Annotated in this window: 15 protein-coding genes and 1 pseudogene; 7 read left to right on the forward strand and 9 right to left on the reverse strand. The window is 62.8% G+C overall.

Annotation, left to right across the window (positions count from 1 at the left end; genetic code table 11):
• Together AC1DUU_RS07795 and AC1DUU_RS07800 are read left to right on the forward strand one after the other, a co-directional pair.
• Window positions 1–467: 2-dehydro-3-deoxygalactonokinase (locus AC1DUU_RS07795; protein WP_476782847.1), on the forward strand; the 467-nt coding region annotated here is incomplete at its 5' end.
• A gap of 14 nt (window positions 468–481) precedes the next feature.
• Window positions 482–1,114 (forward strand): 2-dehydro-3-deoxy-6-phosphogalactonate aldolase, encoded by a 633-nt coding sequence (locus tag AC1DUU_RS07800; protein WP_476782848.1) that lies wholly within the window; start codon window positions 482–484, stop codon window positions 1,112–1,114.
• 9 nt (window positions 1,115–1,123) lie between these two features.
• On the opposite strand, the gene AC1DUU_RS07805 is transcribed toward AC1DUU_RS07800, so the two are convergent.
• From AC1DUU_RS07805 to AC1DUU_RS07825, 5 genes are all read right to left on the reverse strand, one after another.
• Window positions 1,124–1,903: an SDR family oxidoreductase gene (locus tag AC1DUU_RS07805; RefSeq protein ID WP_476782849.1), complete on the reverse strand. Its 780-nt coding sequence runs from the start codon at window positions 1,901–1,903 to the stop codon at window positions 1,124–1,126.
• Window positions 1,900–2,784, reverse strand: coding sequence for an aldose 1-epimerase (locus AC1DUU_RS07810; protein ID WP_476782850.1), 885 nt, complete (start codon window positions 2,782–2,784; stop codon window positions 1,900–1,902). The genes AC1DUU_RS07805 and AC1DUU_RS07810 overlap by 4 nt, the downstream gene beginning before the upstream one ends.
• Before the next feature lie 8 nt (window positions 2,785–2,792).
• Entirely contained in the window at window positions 2,793–3,743 is a 951-nt protein-coding gene (araH, locus tag AC1DUU_RS07815) for an L-arabinose ABC transporter permease AraH (RefSeq protein WP_476782851.1), read from the reverse strand.
• 11 nt (window positions 3,744–3,754) lie between these two features.
• Window positions 3,755–5,266 (reverse strand): L-arabinose ABC transporter ATP-binding protein AraG, encoded by a 1,512-nt coding sequence (gene araG / locus AC1DUU_RS07820; protein WP_476782852.1) that lies wholly within the window; start codon window positions 5,264–5,266, stop codon window positions 3,755–3,757.
• Window positions 5,267–5,333: 67 nt separating this feature from the next.
• Complete coding sequence (locus AC1DUU_RS07825; RefSeq protein ID WP_476782853.1) at window positions 5,334–6,326, reverse strand: arabinose ABC transporter substrate-binding protein; 993 nt, start codon at window positions 6,324–6,326, stop codon at window positions 5,334–5,336.
• Window positions 6,327–6,524: 198 nt separating this feature from the next.
• Between AC1DUU_RS07825 and AC1DUU_RS07830 the strand changes: the two genes are divergently transcribed.
• Both AC1DUU_RS07830 and dgoD read left to right on the forward strand, forming a co-directional pair.
• Window positions 6,525–7,268 (forward strand): FadR/GntR family transcriptional regulator, encoded by a 744-nt coding sequence (locus AC1DUU_RS07830; RefSeq protein WP_476782854.1) that lies wholly within the window; start codon window positions 6,525–6,527, stop codon window positions 7,266–7,268.
• 34 nt (window positions 7,269–7,302) lie between these two features.
• Window positions 7,303–8,451, forward strand: a complete 1,149-nt coding sequence (gene dgoD / locus AC1DUU_RS07835; RefSeq protein ID WP_476782855.1) for a galactonate dehydratase — start codon at window positions 7,303–7,305, stop codon at window positions 8,449–8,451.
• A 66-nt stretch (window positions 8,452–8,517) separates the two neighbouring features.
• Here the strand turns inward: dgoD and AC1DUU_RS07840 are convergent, their stop codons facing one another.
• The 4 genes from AC1DUU_RS07840 to kynU form a co-directional block, all read right to left on the reverse strand.
• Window positions 8,518–9,558 (reverse strand): amino acid ABC transporter permease, encoded by a 1,041-nt coding sequence (locus AC1DUU_RS07840; protein ID WP_476782856.1) that lies wholly within the window; start codon window positions 9,556–9,558, stop codon window positions 8,518–8,520.
• A complete protein-coding gene (locus AC1DUU_RS07845; RefSeq protein WP_476782857.1) occupies window positions 9,555–10,706 on the reverse strand; it encodes an amino acid ABC transporter permease in 1,152 nt (383 codons plus the stop codon). The genes AC1DUU_RS07840 and AC1DUU_RS07845 overlap by 4 nt, the downstream gene beginning before the upstream one ends.
• Window positions 10,707–10,731: 25 nt before the next feature.
• Complete coding sequence (locus AC1DUU_RS07850) at window positions 10,732–11,766, reverse strand: amino acid ABC transporter substrate-binding protein (RefSeq protein ID WP_476782858.1); 1,035 nt, start codon at window positions 11,764–11,766, stop codon at window positions 10,732–10,734.
• 140 nt (window positions 11,767–11,906) lie between these two features.
• The gene (gene kynU / locus AC1DUU_RS07855; RefSeq protein ID WP_476782861.1) at window positions 11,907–13,154 is read right to left on the reverse strand and encodes a kynureninase; all 1,248 of its coding nucleotides are present in this window, start codon (window positions 13,152–13,154) and stop codon (window positions 11,907–11,909) included.
• A gap of 170 nt (window positions 13,155–13,324) precedes the next feature.
• Here kynU and AC1DUU_RS07860 point away from each other — a divergent pair, with 170 nt between their 5' ends.
• The 3 genes and pseudogenes from AC1DUU_RS07860 to AC1DUU_RS07870 all read left to right on the forward strand — a co-directional run.
• On the forward strand, window positions 13,325–14,077 hold the full coding sequence (locus tag AC1DUU_RS07860) for a GntR family transcriptional regulator (protein ID WP_476782859.1): 753 nt from the start codon (window positions 13,325–13,327) through the stop codon (window positions 14,075–14,077).
• Window positions 14,078–14,138: 61 nt separating this feature from the next.
• Window positions 14,139–15,815, forward strand: coding sequence for an amidohydrolase (locus AC1DUU_RS07865; RefSeq protein WP_476782860.1), 1,677 nt, complete (start codon window positions 14,139–14,141; stop codon window positions 15,813–15,815).
• 32 nt (window positions 15,816–15,847) lie between these two features.
• Window positions 15,848–16,263: pseudogene (locus AC1DUU_RS07870) on the forward strand (hypothetical protein); the annotation flags it as partial.

Consider the following 16,263-nt stretch of genomic DNA (forward strand, 5'->3'; position numbering starts at 1 on the left):
CCCACAGCAAGTGGGTTGTGATCGAGGACGGATGGGTGAGACGGTTTTCCACCTTCATGACCGGCGAGCTCTTCAGCCTGCTCAACAAGCACTCCACGCTCGCCTTCGCGATCGACACCGACATCACATTTGGGGCCGACACGCCGGCATTTGTCCGAGCGCTGGACAAATGTGGCGCCGACCTCTCGCTGGGYGGGCTTTTCGGCGTGCGCGCGGCGCAGCTTCTGAATTTCGAGGCCAGGGCCGATGGCGCGGCCCATCTCTCCGGCCTGCTGATCGGGGCGGAGACATCGGCGGCCCGGCAGAACTTCCCTGATTACACGGACGTCACTCTGGTCGCCTCGGGTTCGATCGCCGATCTCTACAACGCAGCGCTCCAGCGCGTCGGCCTGAACGTCAGGCATGTCGACGCCGACGACGCCGTCCGCCGCGGCCTCTTCTCGGCCGCGCAATCAATCTGGGCATAGAAGGAAACAAAGATATGGCCTCAAACATCGCCTGGCCGAAGCTGAAGCGGTCCCTCGTCGCCATCCTGCGCGGCATCAAGCCGGAAGAAGCCGAAGCGGTGGTCGGCACGCTGATCGAGGAAGGTTTCGACCTGATCGAAATCCCGCTCAACTCGCCCGATCCGTACACCTCGATCCGCCGGGTGATCGACACCTTCGGCGACAAGGCGGTGATCGGTGCTGGAACCGTGCTTTCGGCCGAACAGGTGGACCGGCTGGCCGATGTCGGCGGCCGCCTGGTCGTCAGCCCCAACATCGAGCCCGAGGTGATCGAGCGTGCGTCGGAGCATAAAATGCTGACCATGCCCGGCGTGTTCACGCCGACCGAGGCGCTTCTGACGGTCAAATGCGGGGCATCGGCACTGAAATTCTTCCCCGGCGGGATACTCGGGACGACCGGCGTCGCCGCCATCAAGACCATCCTGCCTGCCGACACGATCGTTGGCGTGGTCGGCGGGGTTTCCGAAACATCCTTCGCCGACTACCGGAAGATCGGCGTCAGCACCTTCGGGCTGGCGACGAACATCTACGCGCGGGGCGACAGCGCCGAAACCGTCCGCGGCAAGGCACGCGGCATCGTATCGGCCTACGACGCGGCGTTTGCCTGAACGAAACGATCAGACGGCGTGCTGGAGCACGCTCAGGCCGCCGTCGACGACAAGGCAGGCGGCGTTCATGAACGGGCACTCGTCCGAGATCATGAACACCGCCGCCTTGGCAATCTCCTGCGTGCTGGCGATGCGCTTGCCGGGATGCAGCGCCATGGTGTCGGCGCGCGCCTTCACCGGGTCGGGGAAGCTGTTCCAGTAGTCGATCGCCTTTTGCGTTTCGACATAGCCCGGCGCCAGCCCGTTCACGCGCACGCCCGCCCCCGCATATTCCAGCGCCAGCGACTTGGTCATGCCGAGCAAAGCGTGCTTCGCCAGCGGATACGGAAAGGTGCGCGGGATGATCGTGAAGCTGTGCGTCGAAGCGATGTTGAGGATCGCGCCGCCGCCGGCCGAAATCATACCGGGTAACGCCGCCTTGCAGCAGTTCCAGGCGCCCTTGAGGTTGACGTCGAAACAGCGCTGCCATTCGGCCTCGGTGGTTTCCAGCGGCGTGTTGAAGACGTTGATGCCGGCATTGTTGATCAGCGCGTTGATCGGCCCGATCACGGTGCCGGCCTGCGCCACAGCCGCTTCTATCGCGGCGGCATCGGTGATGTCGGCTTCGCCATAGGCCAGCATGCCTTCGGGTGCGCCGAGACTGTTGACGCTGTCACGCAGCATCGGCCCGTCGCGATCGACCAGGAAGAGTTTTGCGCCTTCCCTCAGGCATTCCTCGGCAATCGCGAGACCTATGCCCTGGGCAGCCCCGGTCAGGAAGATGCGCTTTCCGGCAAGACGGTCTGTCATTGGAAGTCCTCAAGATTCGAAACGGTGATTGAAAAGCCGCCCGACAGGACCTCGCCCGGCGCGAGCACATGAAGCCCGGCAGGCCCGGCCATGGCCAGCGCGTTGGGCGCATGCGACATCGGCTCGAGACAGAAGAAGCCGGGGTCGCTGTCGGGTGCGTAGAGCATATATCGGGAAAAGATCGGGTCGGCGGCGATCTCGGCTGAGAGCCCGGTTTCCGGCCACACGATGCGGGCGCGGCCGTTCCAGCCTTCGAAGCAGTTGTTCAGCCAGTGTGGCGGCAAGGTTCGAGGTTTCGAAAAATCGGCGTTTTCGGGAATGGCTTGCCGGGCGACCGGCATATGGTTCGGGGCCTCGGTCCACCATGCGTTTGCAGGCGCCGTGATCAAGGTTCCTGCCGTTCGGGGAAAGTAGGGATGAAAGCCGATGCCGAACGGCATCGCTTCGGCGCCGCGACTTTCGACACCCAAATGGAGGCTCAGCGTTGCGTCGCTCAGCCGGATCGTCTGGACGGCCCTGTAGATATGCGGGGAGTTAGCCGGCTGTGTTTGCTCGAAAGACAGGCGCAACTCGGTATCGCTGGCGTCTTCGACAGTCCATTCGCCGAGCCAGCCGTCGCCGTGAATGTAGAAGGGCTCATCGGTATTCGGTTCGAAGGCGTAGTGTTTGCCGCCGAGATAGAACCCGTTGCCCTCGACGCGGTTGCCGATGGGCACCAGCGGGAAGCATGCCGACTTCAAGACATCGAACGCCTCACCCGGCTTAAGAGCTGCCCGCAGTAACGGCCGGCCATCGCTTGTGTAGCCGTCGACAACCGCGCCGCCCTGCGTACTGACGCGCAGGGCAAGCCGGTCGTTTTCGAGTGCGATCAGACCAGACATCGGTCGGCTTAGCGCCGTCCAAGCGCGTTTGACCTGAGATTGTCGAGCAGCACGGCGAGCAGCAGGATCACGCCACGGACGATGTATTGATAGAAGGCCGGGATGTTGAGCAGGTTCATGACGTTTTCGGCRATGCCCATGATCATCACGCCGACGATGACGCCAGCAATTGCAGCCCGTCCGCCAGCCAGCGACACGCCGCCGAGCACGCAGGCCGAGATGACCGACAGTTCGAGCCCGACAGCGGCGTTGGGCTGGCCGGAGGTGATGCGCGAGGCAAGCAGGATGCCGGCGATGGCGCAAACCATGCCCTGCAACGTGAAGATCCAGATGCGGGTGCGGTCGACATTGACGCCGGCGAGCCGCGACGCCTCCGGGTTGCCGCCAATGGCCAGCGTGTTCTTGCCAAACACTGTGCGGTTGAGCACGAAGCCGAAGACCACGAACAGGATCAGCAGCACCCAGATCGGGGTCGGGACGCCGAGCAGTTTGGACAATGCGAGCTGGTAGAAATTCGGGTCGTTGATGCCGACCGCGCGGCCGTCGGATGCGATCAGGGCAAGACCGCGCACGATCTGCATGGTCGCAAGCGTTGTGATGAGCGCATTGATGCGGAACTTGGCGATGACCACGCCGTTGATCAAGCCGACCATCCCGCCGCAGAGAACCGCAGCGAGGATGCCGATGATGATCGAGCCTGTCGCGTTCGATGCCATGACCRCAACCATGCCGGCAAAGGCGACGATGGAACCAACCGACAGGTCGAAGTCGCGCGCCGCCAGGCAAAACATCATGGTACAGGCAAYGATGCCGACGGTGAMGACCGACTGCAGCAGGCCAAGCATGTTGCGTTCGGTGAGGAAATTCGGAACGAAGATCGACACCAGTGCGAAGGCCAGCACAAAAAGCACGACCAGTCCCTGATCGCCGAGCAGTACCTTCTTCAAAGAATTTGTCATGCTCCGTCCCTCTAGGATGCGATTGCGTCTGGCGTTTTCTTGTCGGGAAGCGCTGCCGCCAGAATGGCGCGCTCGCTGAACTGGTCGCGGTCGAGATACGCTGAAATGCGCCCGCCGCACATGACGAGGATCCGGTCGCAGATGCCCATCACCTCGGGCAGTTCGCTGGAAACGACAATGATGGCCATGCCGTCCTCGGCCAGCTGGTAGAGGATTTCGTAGATCTCCGATTTCGCTCCCACATCGATGCCGCGCGTCGGCTCGTCGACGATCAGTACGCGAATGCCCTGCTCCGACAGCCAGCGGCCAAGAATGACCTTCTGCTGGTTGCCGCCGGACAGGTTGACGATGTCCTGCTTGCGCGACGGCGTGCGCACCTTGAGCTTCTTGAGGAAGGTTTCGGCGACCTCGATCTCCTTGCCCGGGTTGAGAATGCCGAAGCGGGTGTGATGGCGCCGCGAGGAGATGTTGATGTTTTCCTCGAGCGAACGGCCCTGGATGATGCCGTCATGCTTGCGGTCTTCGGAGCACAGCACGATGCCGGCACGGATCGCCTGACGCGGATCGTCGATCTCGACCTGCCGGCCATCGATCGTGACCGCGCCATCACGACGGGCATCCGCGCCATATACGAGGCGCATCAACTCCGAACGCCCGGCACCGATGAGACCGAAGAAACCGACGATCTCGCCGGCACGCGCTTCAAAGCTGGCGGGTACAGGCAGCTTCTCACCAGTGATGCCCTCGGCCTTCAGACGCACCTCGCCCAGTGGACGCGCACGCCAGCCCCAGACGTTGGAGATCTCGCGGCCGACCATCTCGGCGACGACCTGCTCGCGGGTGACATCCCTAAGGCTCGGGTGATGAGCAGCGAGCTTGCCGTCGCGCAGCACAGTCAGGCTGTCGCAAAGGCGGAACACTTCGTCGAGCCGGTGCGAAATGTAGAGGATGACCTTGCCSTCGSCGCGCAGGCGSTCGATCAGGGCAAACAGRATTTCGCTTTCACGCGASGACAGCGACGAGGTCGGYTCGTCAAGCGCGATSACSCKSGCGTCGAGCATGATCGCCTTGGCGATCTCGACCATCTGGCGCTCGCCGATSGACAGCGTCTTGACCTTACGGCGGGGATCGATGTCGATGCCGGCGGATTTCAGTTTCTCGCCGACTTCGGCGAACATCTGCCGCGCCTGGATGACGCCGGCATTGGCCGGGAAGCGGCCAAGCCGCAAATTCTCCGCAACCGTCAATTCGGGGACGAGCTGAAGCTCCTGGTGGATGACGATGACGCCGGCGTGAAAGGCATCGCGGGTCGATGTGTATTTCTGGATCTCGCCGTCGATGCTGATGTCGCCCAAATTGGCATGCTGGTCGCCCGACAGGATACGTATCAGCGTTGACTTGCCGGCGCCGTTTTCGCCCATCAGACCATGCACAGCGCCCTTTTCGACGCCGAACGACACGTCAGACAGGGCCTGAACGCCGGGATAGGCTTTCGAGATGCTGGAAAATTCGAGAAACGACATTGACGGTCCTCCGAAATGTCTGGCGGCGGATCATGATCCGCCGCCAGACACCGTTCAACGATACGGCTTATTGAATGCCGAGTTCTGCCCGGACCTTCTGGAAGTCGTCGCGCTTGGCAAGCGCTCCGGCGGTCAGGATCAGCTTCTCCGGCTCCTTGTTATTGGCGACCCACTCATACATATTGAGCGCGGTCTCGTAGCCATGGCGCTTCGGCGAGATGATCACCGAGCCGATGAAACCAGTGGCCGTCGGCTTCTTGAACTCGTTGATGGCCGAGTCCGCGCCGCCAATGCCGACGCCGATCACGCCGTCAGCCGGGATGCCGACGCTTTCCGACGCACGCACAGCACCCAGGACCGCCTCGTCGTTAAGGCCGAAGGCGACCCACTTCTTGATGCCGGCGTTCTTGTTGAGCACGACGGTCGCGGCGTTCAGCGCTGCTTCCGTGTCGGTCTTGGCCTGCGGCGCGTCGAAGATGTTTTCGGCCTTGAAGCCATTCGCCTTCAGCACCGAGATCGCGCCTTCGACGCGGTCCACGGCGGTCGGAAGCTGGTCGTAGGAAACGCGGATCGCACCCACTTCGTCGGCTTTCCAGCCGCGCGCCTTCATCTCGTCGACGATGGCCTGGCCGACCGCCTCGCCGATCTTGGTCGCGGAGATGCCCATATGCGGCACTTCTTCGATCGGCTTGCCGTCAGCGCTGACCAGCCGGTCGTCGACTGTCATCAGCTTGAGGTTGTTGGCCTCAGCCTTGGCAACGATGCCAGGTCCAAGCTTCACATCGGGGGTGCAGACGATGAAACCCTGAGCGCCCTGGGCGCCGAGATTGTCGATCGCCGACATCAGCTTCTCGCCGTCCTCGGCGCCGATCTTGACCAGGGTGAAGCCCTTTTCCTTGGCGGCCTGGTCGGCGAACTTCCATTCGTCCTGGAACCACGGTTCCTCGGGCTGCTTCACGATGAAGCCGATCTTGGTCTCCTGCGCATAGGCAGAAGCAATGGTGGTGACAGACAGAACCGCAAGGGCGCCCGCAACGAGCGCCTTATTCAACAATCGCATGGTTTCCTCCCAAAAACGCGCCGGGCAGGCAGCCCGGATGACAAAAGCTAGCTTCATTCATCATACCAGTCAATTGCCTTGGTATGATGAATGAGATAGCTTCCTTTCCGGAGGAGTGGCTCGGCATTTGTCGTGAGGCAGGATTGTCCGGCATGTGGAGCGCACATAAGAACGACAAGACGTCAGGGGGAGGAATGCATGGACAGCGCCAAGGCTGATACGATCGGCACCGCCGCAAAGGCGCGCCGTCCGCGCGTCATGCCCGACGTGGTGCKGGCCATCGCCTCCGACATCCTGTCCGGCCGTTATCCGACCGGCGCAAACCTGCCGAGCGAAAACGATCTTGGCGCTGAACACGGCGTCAGCCGCACCGTCATCCGCGAGGCGCTAAAGGTGCTGGCCGCCAAGGGCCTTGTGCTCAGCCGTTCGCGGATCGGCACCGTCGTATGCGACAGGGAAAGCTGGAACATCATCGACCCCCAGGTGCTGGAATGGCACGCGCCGAACACCCTGGATCCGAAGCTGTTCGATTCCATCCTCGAGACACGCCGCGCCATCGAGCCGCTGGTGGCTGAGCTTGCTGCCACGCGCGCTTCCCTACACGAGATAGCCGATCTGGAAATGGCCTGGAAAGGCATGGAGGCCGCCGGCAGCGACGTTGCAAGTTTTGCCCGTTCGGACGCCGCCTTCCACCAGGTCCTCTACGGCGCCTGCCACAATCCGATTTTCCGCCAGATCGGCGGCCTAATCGAGACCGCGCTGAAATTCGCGCTTGAGGCGACGGCCAACTCGGTCGACCGGCGCGATGAAGCCGTGAAAGTCCACTACGGCGTGGTCGAGGCGCTGCGGATGCGCGACGGCACAGCGGCACGCAACGCCGCCAACGAGATCCTGGACCTGGCCGCCCGCGACCTGGAAAAGGCAAAGACCCAGAGAATATGAGACTGAACGAGCGCGAGCATTTGGGGCCGACACCATGAAGATCACAGCGTTCAAGACCTACATCGTTCCGCCACGTTGGCTGTTCCTCAAGATCGAAACCGACGAAGGCATAAGCGGCTGGGGCGAGCCGGTCGTCGAAGGCCGCGCCCACACCGTCGAAGCAGCGGTGCACGAACTCGCTGACTATCTGATCGGCAAGGATCCGAGGCTGATTGAAGACCACTGGAACGTCATGTATCGCGGCGGTTTTTATCGTGGCGGGGCGATCCTGATGAGCGCGCTGGCCGGCGTCGACCAGGCGCTGTGGGACATCAAGGGCCGAGCGCTCGGCGTTCCGGTGCACGAGCTTCTGGGCGGCCGCTGCCGCGATCGCATCAAGGTCTACTCCTGGATCGGCGGCGACCGGCCTTCGGAAGTGGCTGATGGCGCTCGGGAAGTCGTCTCCCGCGGCTTTACCGCGCTAAAGATGAACGGCACCGAAGAGCTTCAGATCGTCGACAGCCACGACAAGATCGATGCGGCGGTCGAGCGCGTCGCCATAGTGCGCGAGGCGGTAGGCAAGCACATCGGCATCGCTGTCGACTTCCACGGCCGCGTCCACCGGCCGATGGCGCGGGCTCTGGTCAAGGAACTGGAGCCGTACCGGCTGATGTTCATCGAGGAGCCGGTGCTCAGCGAAAACCGCGAAGCGCTAAAGGAGATCGCCGCACTTTCGTCGACTCCCATCGCGTTGGGCGAAAGGCTCTACAGCCGCTGGGACTTCAAGAGCGTGCTTCAGGAAGGCGTGGTCGACATCATCCAGCCCGACCTGTCGCATGCCGGCGGCATCACCGAATGCCGCAAGATCGCGGCCATGGCCGAGGCCTATGACGTTGCCGTGGCGCCCCACTGCCCGCTCGGGCCGATCGCGCTCGCCGCCTGCCTCCAGCTCGACGCGGTGACCTACAACGCCTTCATCCAGGAACAGAGCCTCGGCCTTCACTACAACAAGGCCAACGACCTGCTCGACTACGCCAAGAACAAGGACGTCTTCCGCTACGAGGACGGCTATGTCGCGATCCCCGATGGCCCCGGTCTTGGGGTCGATGTCGACGAGGACTATGTCAAGGAGCGCGCCAAGGAGGGCCACCGTTGGCGCAACCCGATCTGGCGACATGCCGATGGTTCGTTCGCCGAGTGGTGATCGCAGCTATGCCTCGTCAACAGTGGGGACGAAGCACCGGCCACGTTGAGAGCAGCAAGACTACTATCAGCCATGTTGCAAACGTCGTTCGAGCGAGCGGCTGTAGCGTGAGATGAACAAGCAGAACGCGACATAGATCAATGCGACGAAGATGTAGCCTTCGAGCGCGAAGCTGCGCCATTGCGGGTCGCCAAGTGCCTGCTTGGTAGCGAGCAGCAGATCGGTGAGGCCGACAATGCCGACCAGCGACGTATCCTTGAACAAGCCGATGAAAAGGTTGGCGATGGCGGGTATGGCATGACGCAACGCCTGTGGCACCACGATCAAAAGCGAGGTCTGCCAGTAGGTCAGGCCAAGGGCTTCGGCTGCCTGCCCCTGCCCTTCAGGAACAGCCTGGAGGCCGCCGCGGATGGCTTCGGCGAGGTAGGCGGCACTGAATAAGGTGATCGCTGCGAGCGCGCGCAACAACGCGTCGACCTGTACCTTGCCGGGCAGGAACAGCGGGATCATGAACGAGGCCATGAAGAGCACTGTGACCAGCGGGACGCCGCGTACCATTTCGATGAAGGCGACGCAGATTGACTTGACGACGCGCAGGCGCGACCGGCGGCCAAGCGCCAGCACAACAGCGAGCGGGAACGCTCCGACCATGCCGCCAAGCGCGAGGAAGACGGTCAGCGGCAGGCCGCCCCACAGGTCGGTCGGTACATATTCTAGGCCAAGTGCGCCGCCGCGCATCAGCACGATGATGGCGGTGACGCCGATGGCCCAGCCGGCGACGACGGTGCGCCAGCCGAAGCGCAGCGAGCAGCTGGCAAGCACCAGGACGATGGCCAGCGCCAAAGCGGCGAGCGGGCGCCACTGTTCGGCATAGGGGTAGCGGCCAAATAGGATCAGCCGATACTTTTCGTGGACGAACGACCAGCAGGCACCGCCATTGGCGCGGCAGACGTCCGGGGCGGCGGCGACCCATGTCGCATCGATGAAGGCCCACCGCAGCAGCGGCGGCACATACATGACGAATGCGGCGACCATCGCCAGCGTCAGCAGCGAGTTGCCGACGGAGCCGAACAGGCGCTGGCGCAGTTTCGGGACGGCTACGCTCATTTCATACCCACCAGCGCGACACGCGCATTGTACCAATTCATGAAGGCCGAGATCGACAGGCTCATGGTCAGATAGACGGCCATCAAGATGGCGATGACCTCGATGGCCTGACCGGTCTGGTTGATGATCGTATTGCCTATCGACATCAGGTCGGGATAGCCGATGGCGATGGCCAGCGAGGTGTTTTTGGCCAAGTTGAGATACTGGCTGGCGAGCGGCGGCACAGCGACCTTCAGCGCCTGCGGGATGATCACCAGACGCAGCGTGTGGGCGCGGCTGAGGCCGAGCGAGGCTGCTGCCTCGGACTGGCTGCGGCTGACCGACATGATGYCGGCGCGCAGGATCTCGGCGATGAAGGCTGCGTTGTAGAGCGACAGGCCGATGAGCAGTGCGGTCAGCTCCGGGGTCACCAGTCCGCCGCCGGAAAAGCCGAAGCGGGTCGGCTCAGGCACGTCGAAAGGCGTTGTGGCGGCAAGGAACAGCAGCGCAGCCATCGCCGGGCCGAGCAGCAACACTGCGCGCGGCCACAATAGCGCGGGCGCACCGGTCAGGTCGGCGCGGCGGCGCGACCAGAAAACGTAGGCTATGGCGGCGGCGGCACCTCCGATCAGCGCGCCAAGGACAAGGCCGGCGCCCGAATGCAGGATGGGAAAATGCAGGCCGCTTTTGGCAAGGTACAGTCCGGGCAGAAGCTGCGGCGCAGCAGATGCGGCCGGCAACATCTGGGTCAGCACCGCATACCAGACATAAAGCTGGAGCAGCAGCGGCACATTGCGGACAAGCTCGACATAGGTGGTGGCCAGCGGCTTGACGAGCGGGTTGCGCGACAGCGAAGCGACGCCCACGACGGTGCCGACGACGGTCGACAAGATGATGCCAAGGATAGCGACGACCAGCGTGTTGAGCAAGCCAACGATTAGAGCCTTGGCGAAGGTGGAGCTGGCGCTGTAGGGAACGAAGCTCTGGCCAATTTCAAAGCCGGAGGCCTGCCAGAGGAAGCCGAATCCGGTGCGGATCGAGCGTTCTTCGAGATTGCCGATCAAGTTGATGGCGAGGAACGCGATGATGCCCGCGACGAGCGCGAGCACCATCACCTGGGTGGCGATAGCGCGAAAGGCCGGATCGCTCCAGCCTCCCGCCGAACGCATTGATTGAGTTGCGCCCGTCATCGTCTCATCGCACGGGAAGGGCGTACATCTGGCCACCTTGCGACCACAGCGCGTTGGCATTGCGCTCCATGCGCAGTGGCGTCTTCGGGCCGACATTGCGTTCGAAGATCTCGCCGTAGTTGCCGCCACGCTTGATGGCGCGATAAGCCCAGCCGGCGTCGAGGCCAAGCTTTTCGCCCATGTCACCGGACGTGCCGAGCAACCGCTGGATAGCCGGATCCTGGCTATCCTTCATGCTGTCGATATTGGCCTGCGTGATGCCCTTTTCCTCTGCCTCGATCAGCGCCATCAGCGTCCACTTGGCGACCGTGTACCACTCGAGATCGTTGCGGCCAACGACCGGACCGAGCGGCTCCTTGGAGATCATCTCGGGCAGAATCTGCCAGTCGTCTGGATTCGGCGCGTCGGAAGCGCGGACCGACGACAGATACGACATATCGGCGGAGAAGGCCTGGCAGCGACCGGAGAAGAAGGCGGCGCGCGCCTCGTTCTGCGATTCGAACACGACCGGAGTGAACTTCTTGCCGTGGGCACGGAAGTAGTCGGCGAGGTTGAGTTCGCTTGTGGTGCCGGTGGCGGTACAGATGCTGGCGCCGTCGAGATCGAGCGCACTCTTGAGATCGAGCGACTTGGGTACGAGGAAGCCCTGGCCGTCATAGAAATAGACCCCGGCATAGAGCAGACCAAGCGAAGCGTCGCGGGTCAGCGTCCAGGTCGCAACGGTGGTCAACAAGTCGATTTCGCCGGACTGCAGGGCGGTGAAACGCTGCTGGGGGCTGAGCGGAACGAACTTCTCCTTGGCAGCGTCGCCAAGCACCGCCGCCGAAACGGCACGACAAAAGTCGGTGGTCAGGCCGGTCCACTGGCCCGAGCTGTCGGCAATCGAGAACCCGCCGATGCCGGTGGATACGCCGCAGACGACTTCGCCGCGCTGGCGGATGGCGTCAATAGTCACCCCCGCCTGCGCAGGCGGGGTGATACCGGCGGTGGCCGCCATCAGCATGGCGCTGGCCAGGCCGTTCTTGAGCAGATTGTACATTGGATTTCCCCTCCCTTGATACTCCGCGTCACCCTTGGCCATGGCAGCCAAGGGTTGCGGAAGTTGCCGCCGCCCTCTGGAACGGCGCGATCCGGTTCGACCGGCATGGATCGGCGCGCCCAGTGAGGCGCGCCGATGTGTCAGGTAACGGCGCGGCGCGTGGCAAAACGCTCGTCGCGCCAGCTTCCGGACCTCATAACATCGTTGAAGGCATCGGCCGCACGGTAGACGTCGGCGAAGCTGAGGTAGGCCGGCGCAAAGCCGAAGCGCATCATGTCGGGGGCGCGGAAGTCACCAACGATGTTGCGCGCAATCAAGGCCTGGATCACCGAGTATCCATTCTCGAAGGCAATCGAAACCTGGCTGCCACGAAGCGAGTGGTCGCTGGGGGTCACCACCGTTGCCTTGTGAGCCCGGCACGTCTCACCAACGAGTTCGATGAACACATCGCTCATAGCCAGGCTCTTGGCGCGGATGTCGGCCATATCGACGTCTTCGATGGCGGCAAGGCCGGCATTGATGGCGCGCAACGACAAGATCGGCTGGGTGCCGCACAAAAGGCGGCGCGCGCCATTGTCTGGGCGGTATCCGACCTCGAACGCGAAGGGTGCGGCGTGGCCCCACCATCCCGTAAGCGGCTGGCGCAAGGTCGCCTGATGGCGGGTGGCGGCATAGATGAAAGCAGGCGAGCCCGGGCCACAGTTAAGGTATTTGTAGGTGCAGCCAACCGCGAGATCAGCGCCGGTATTGTCGAGCTCGACCGGAATCACGCCAGCGCTGTGACACAGATCCCAGACGGCAATAGCTCCAGCCTCGTGGATGAAGCGAGTGAGGGCCGCCATATCGCGCAATTCGCCGGTCTTGTAGTCGACATGGTTGATGAGAACGACGGCAGTGCGCGCGTCGATCAGATCCTCGATCCTGTCGGCATCGACGCCTTCGAGTAGCAGTTTAATGTCCGGAAGGCCGGCAACGACGCCCTCCGCGACATAGAGGTCGGTCGGGAAGCTTCCGGCTTCGGCGACGATCGTGGTCCGGCCAGGACGCAGCGAAAGGCCTGCGTGCAGAGCCTTGTAGACATTGACCGAAACCGAGTCGCAGGCGACGGTCTGGCCAGCGCCTGCACCAATCAGCGCGCCGATGCGGTCGCCCAGGTTGTCGACGAGCGAAAACCAGCCGGCATCGTTCCAGCTGCGGATCAGACCCTCGGCCCATTCCTTGCGCACGGCGGTTTCGATGTCGTCGAACGCGGCGATGGGAGCGGGGCCGAGCGAATTGCCGGCAAGGTAGACCATGCCTTGAGGAAGATGGAAGCGCCCCTGCAGGTGACGCAACGGGTCTGCCGCGTCGCGCTGTTCTATCTCAAGCGGCACACTGGCCACGTTCATGGATACTGCCTGGTTCATCGCGCCTCTGCTGTCGTCACTGCGGGCCCCGCCGTTGCGCCTCGCCTTGGTTTCGATCATTCTGACTCCTCTCGAAGATGTCAATAGATATATATAATTCGACTTCCCAGCGTATCTTATATATAACAGGCTGGATTATATGAGGGGCACATATGGACGGACCCGAGGTCGCCACCAAGGCAGAGTTTGCGTATCGCACCCTGCGTCAGGAAATCCTGGAAACCCGGCTGCTGCCGGGTGCACCCCTCAAGCTCGGCGCCATGCGCGACGCCTATGGCATTGGCTGGACGCCGCTGCGCGAGGCGCTATCGCGGCTCGAAGCCGAACATCTCGTCATTTCGAGCGCCAACAAGGGCTACACCGTCGCGCCGGTGTCACTTGATGAGTTGAGCGACCTGACCAACGCCAGGCGCCTTGTCGAACTGCCTATGCTGGCGGACTCCATCGCCAATGGCGGCGAGGAATGGGAGACAGCCCTTGTGGCTGCCCATTTCCGCCTATCGCGCTGCAAGCCGCCGGTGGAAAACCCTGAGGAGCATGTCATCACCGACTGGAAGGAGAGGCACGAGGCTTTTCACCTCGCGCTGCTTTCGGCAAGCAAGTCGCCGTGGCTGATGCGCTTTTACATGCAGATTAAGGACCAGTTGCGCCGCCACCATCGCATTTTGGCTATCACGCCTGGCCTTGCGGCATCAAAGGGGCCGGAATGGCGCGAAAGCACAACTTACCATGCGTTGCGCTCCGCCTTGGCGCTCGAGCCCCATACCGAGCTGATGAACGCAGCGCTCGATCATGACGTCGACCGCGCGGTCGCACTGTTGGACGCCCACATCGAACTGACCAAGCTGGTGTTCGTGGCGGTCGATATCACGACAAACCCGACCTTGGCGCCTGAGCAGCTTTAGGGTGCCGGTCGCCACTTCCCTTGTTTGCGACATCAGACACCAGCAGATTTCGAGGACTTCCATGGCCACTGCGTTTTCCAATTGCAGCCCGACGCTCGTACTGCTCAACGGCAAGGTTGTCGCTGACGACGGCATCCATGAAGCTGTGGCGATCACCGGGCAGCGCGTTGCCGTCTTGGGCACATCGGCTTCCATAGGAGCGCTGGCGAACCCAGGCACCGAGATCGTCGATCTTGCCGGACGAACTGCCGTGGCAGGGCTTATCGACGGACATGCCCACATGGATCGCGAAGGCCTGAAGAGCACGCTCCCATCGCTGTCGGGTTGCCATTCGATCGAAGACATCGTCGAAAAGATCGCAGCGATTGCCGCCACCAAAATGCCTGGCGAGTGGATCGTGACGATGCCGATCGGCGAGCCGCCGAGCTATGAGGACGTGCTGTCGGGCATCGCGGAAAACCGCTTCCCAGACCGTTGGGATCTCGACCGCGCAGCGCCAAACAATCCGGTCTATGTCCGCTCGATCTGGGGTTACTGGCGCTCAACCCTGCCGCTGGTCTCGATCGCCAACAGCGCGGCGCTCAGACTGGCCGGCATCAACGCGACGACGGTTGCACCGACCGAATCCATGGAAATCTGTCGCGATGAGGCGACGGGCGAGCCAAACGGCATCTTCATCGAAACCAACAAGATGCCGGTGGTCGAGCTATCGCTGATGCGGCAGGCGCCGCATTTCACCCCGGCCGAGCGCGTCTCGGCTCTGGCTGCCTCGATGCGGGCATACAACCGCGCAGGCACGACCAGCGTGTTCGAGGGCCACGGCGTCGCTTCGGAAGTGCTCGACGCATACCGCCAGGTTCGATCTTCGGGCCAGCAGACGGTTCGCGCCTCTATGATCTTCAGCCCTGCGTGGGGTTCAACCTCACCCGACGATTGCCGTGCACTGCTTAAATCCTGGGGCCATTGGCTGGCCGGCCGCGGGCTCGGCGACCAGTGGCTGGGCATGGCAGGCCTCTATGGCGAGATCGACAACTCGGTGGAGCGCGAATTGCGCAGCGCTGCCTTTCCGCAGACGGGATGGGCCGGCTTCCACTACAACTCGTCACTGCCACGCGATGCGCTCAAGACAGTGCTTGTCGAGGCTGCCCGCAACGGTATCCGCGCCGTCGGCATCCTGCCCAACATGCTCGACCTATTTGCCGAGGTCGACGAAATCGTGCCGATCTCCGATCAGCGCTGGGTGCTCGGGCACATCGTCAGCCTCACGTCGGACCAAGTGAAGCAGGTTGCCGATCTCGGCCTCGCCGTCACCACCCATTTGAGCGCCTATCTCTACAAACGCGGCAGCGAGTTGGTCGAAAAATTGGGCAAGGACCGAGCCAGCGAGATCGTGCCGTTACGTTCGTTGCGCGAAGCCGGCGTGCCAATCTCGTTCGGCAGCGACAATGTCCCGCTCAGCCTGTTTCATTCGATCGCCCATGCCGTCAGCCGTCGCGACCGGACTGGGGCGCTGATCGCACCCGACCAGGCGCTGACGCGCGAGGAAGCGCTCGAGTGTGCCTCGCTCGGAGGTGCCGCACTAACTTACGAGGAAGAGGAGAAGGGCAGCATCGCCGTGGGGAAACTGGCGGATCTGGCGGTGCTTTCCGCCGATCCCCTGACCTGCGCCTCAGACGAGCTGGCGCTGATCGAAGCAGAGCTCACCATTGTTGACGGTCGCGTCGTTTATCGGCGGTGAACCTGCCCTTTTTCCGATACTGAAAGCCAACCATGAGCCAAACAACCGCTGCCCCGGTATTCCTCGACTACGACCAGGCTAGGCTTGACCTCAATTACAACCAGAGTGCCTGGGCGCCCAATGCTGGCGAGATTATCGCCTGGTATCGCAGTGCTTCAATTGCCGCGCATCAAAAGCTGGCCCCCCTTAACCTTTCCTATGGTGACGGGCCGCTCGAACGGATCGACCTGTTTTCGGTGCGTGAGGCGAATGCGCCGCTGGTTGTTTATGTTCATGGTGGCGCCTGGCGCGCGCTCAGCGGCATGGACAGCGCGTTTGCTGCCGAGGCCTTCGTTGCTGCCGGGGTCAATTTTGCGGCGCTCGATTTCGCTAGCATCCCTGACGCAAGACTGCCCGAAATGGTGGGACAGGTGCAGCGTGGGATCGGCTGGCTATCGCGCCATGGAGG

This window comes from Aminobacter sp. P4_H6_2 (assembly GCF_056400805.1).

Coding starts and splice junctions, on each gene's coding strand:
- AC1DUU_RS07800 (WP_476782848.1), top strand. CDS start 482: ATGGCCTCAAACATCGCCTGGCCGAAGCTGAAGCGGTCCCTCGTCGCC.
- AC1DUU_RS07805 (WP_476782849.1), bottom strand. CDS start 1,903: ATGACAGACCGTCTTGCCGGAAAGCGCATCTTCCTGACCGGGGCTGCC.
- AC1DUU_RS07810 (WP_476782850.1), bottom strand. CDS start 2,784: ATGTCTGGTCTGATCGCACTCGAAAACGACCGGCTTGCCCTGCGCGTC.
- AC1DUU_RS07825 (WP_476782853.1), bottom strand. CDS start 6,326: ATGCGATTGTTGAATAAGGCGCTCGTTGCGGGCGCCCTTGCGGTTCTG.
- dgoD (WP_476782855.1), top strand. CDS start 7,303: ATGAAGATCACAGCGTTCAAGACCTACATCGTTCCGCCACGTTGGCTG.
- AC1DUU_RS07840 (WP_476782856.1), bottom strand. CDS start 9,558: ATGAGCGTAGCCGTCCCGAAACTGCGCCAGCGCCTGTTCGGCTCCGTC.
- AC1DUU_RS07850 (WP_476782858.1), bottom strand. CDS start 11,766: ATGTACAATCTGCTCAAGAACGGCCTGGCCAGCGCCATGCTGATGGCG.
- kynU (WP_476782861.1), bottom strand. CDS start 13,154: ATGAACGTGGCCAGTGTGCCGCTTGAGATAGAACAGCGCGACGCGGCA.
- AC1DUU_RS07860 (WP_476782859.1), top strand. CDS start 13,325: ATGGACGGACCCGAGGTCGCCACCAAGGCAGAGTTTGCGTATCGCACC.
- AC1DUU_RS07865 (WP_476782860.1), top strand. CDS start 14,139: ATGGCCACTGCGTTTTCCAATTGCAGCCCGACGCTCGTACTGCTCAAC.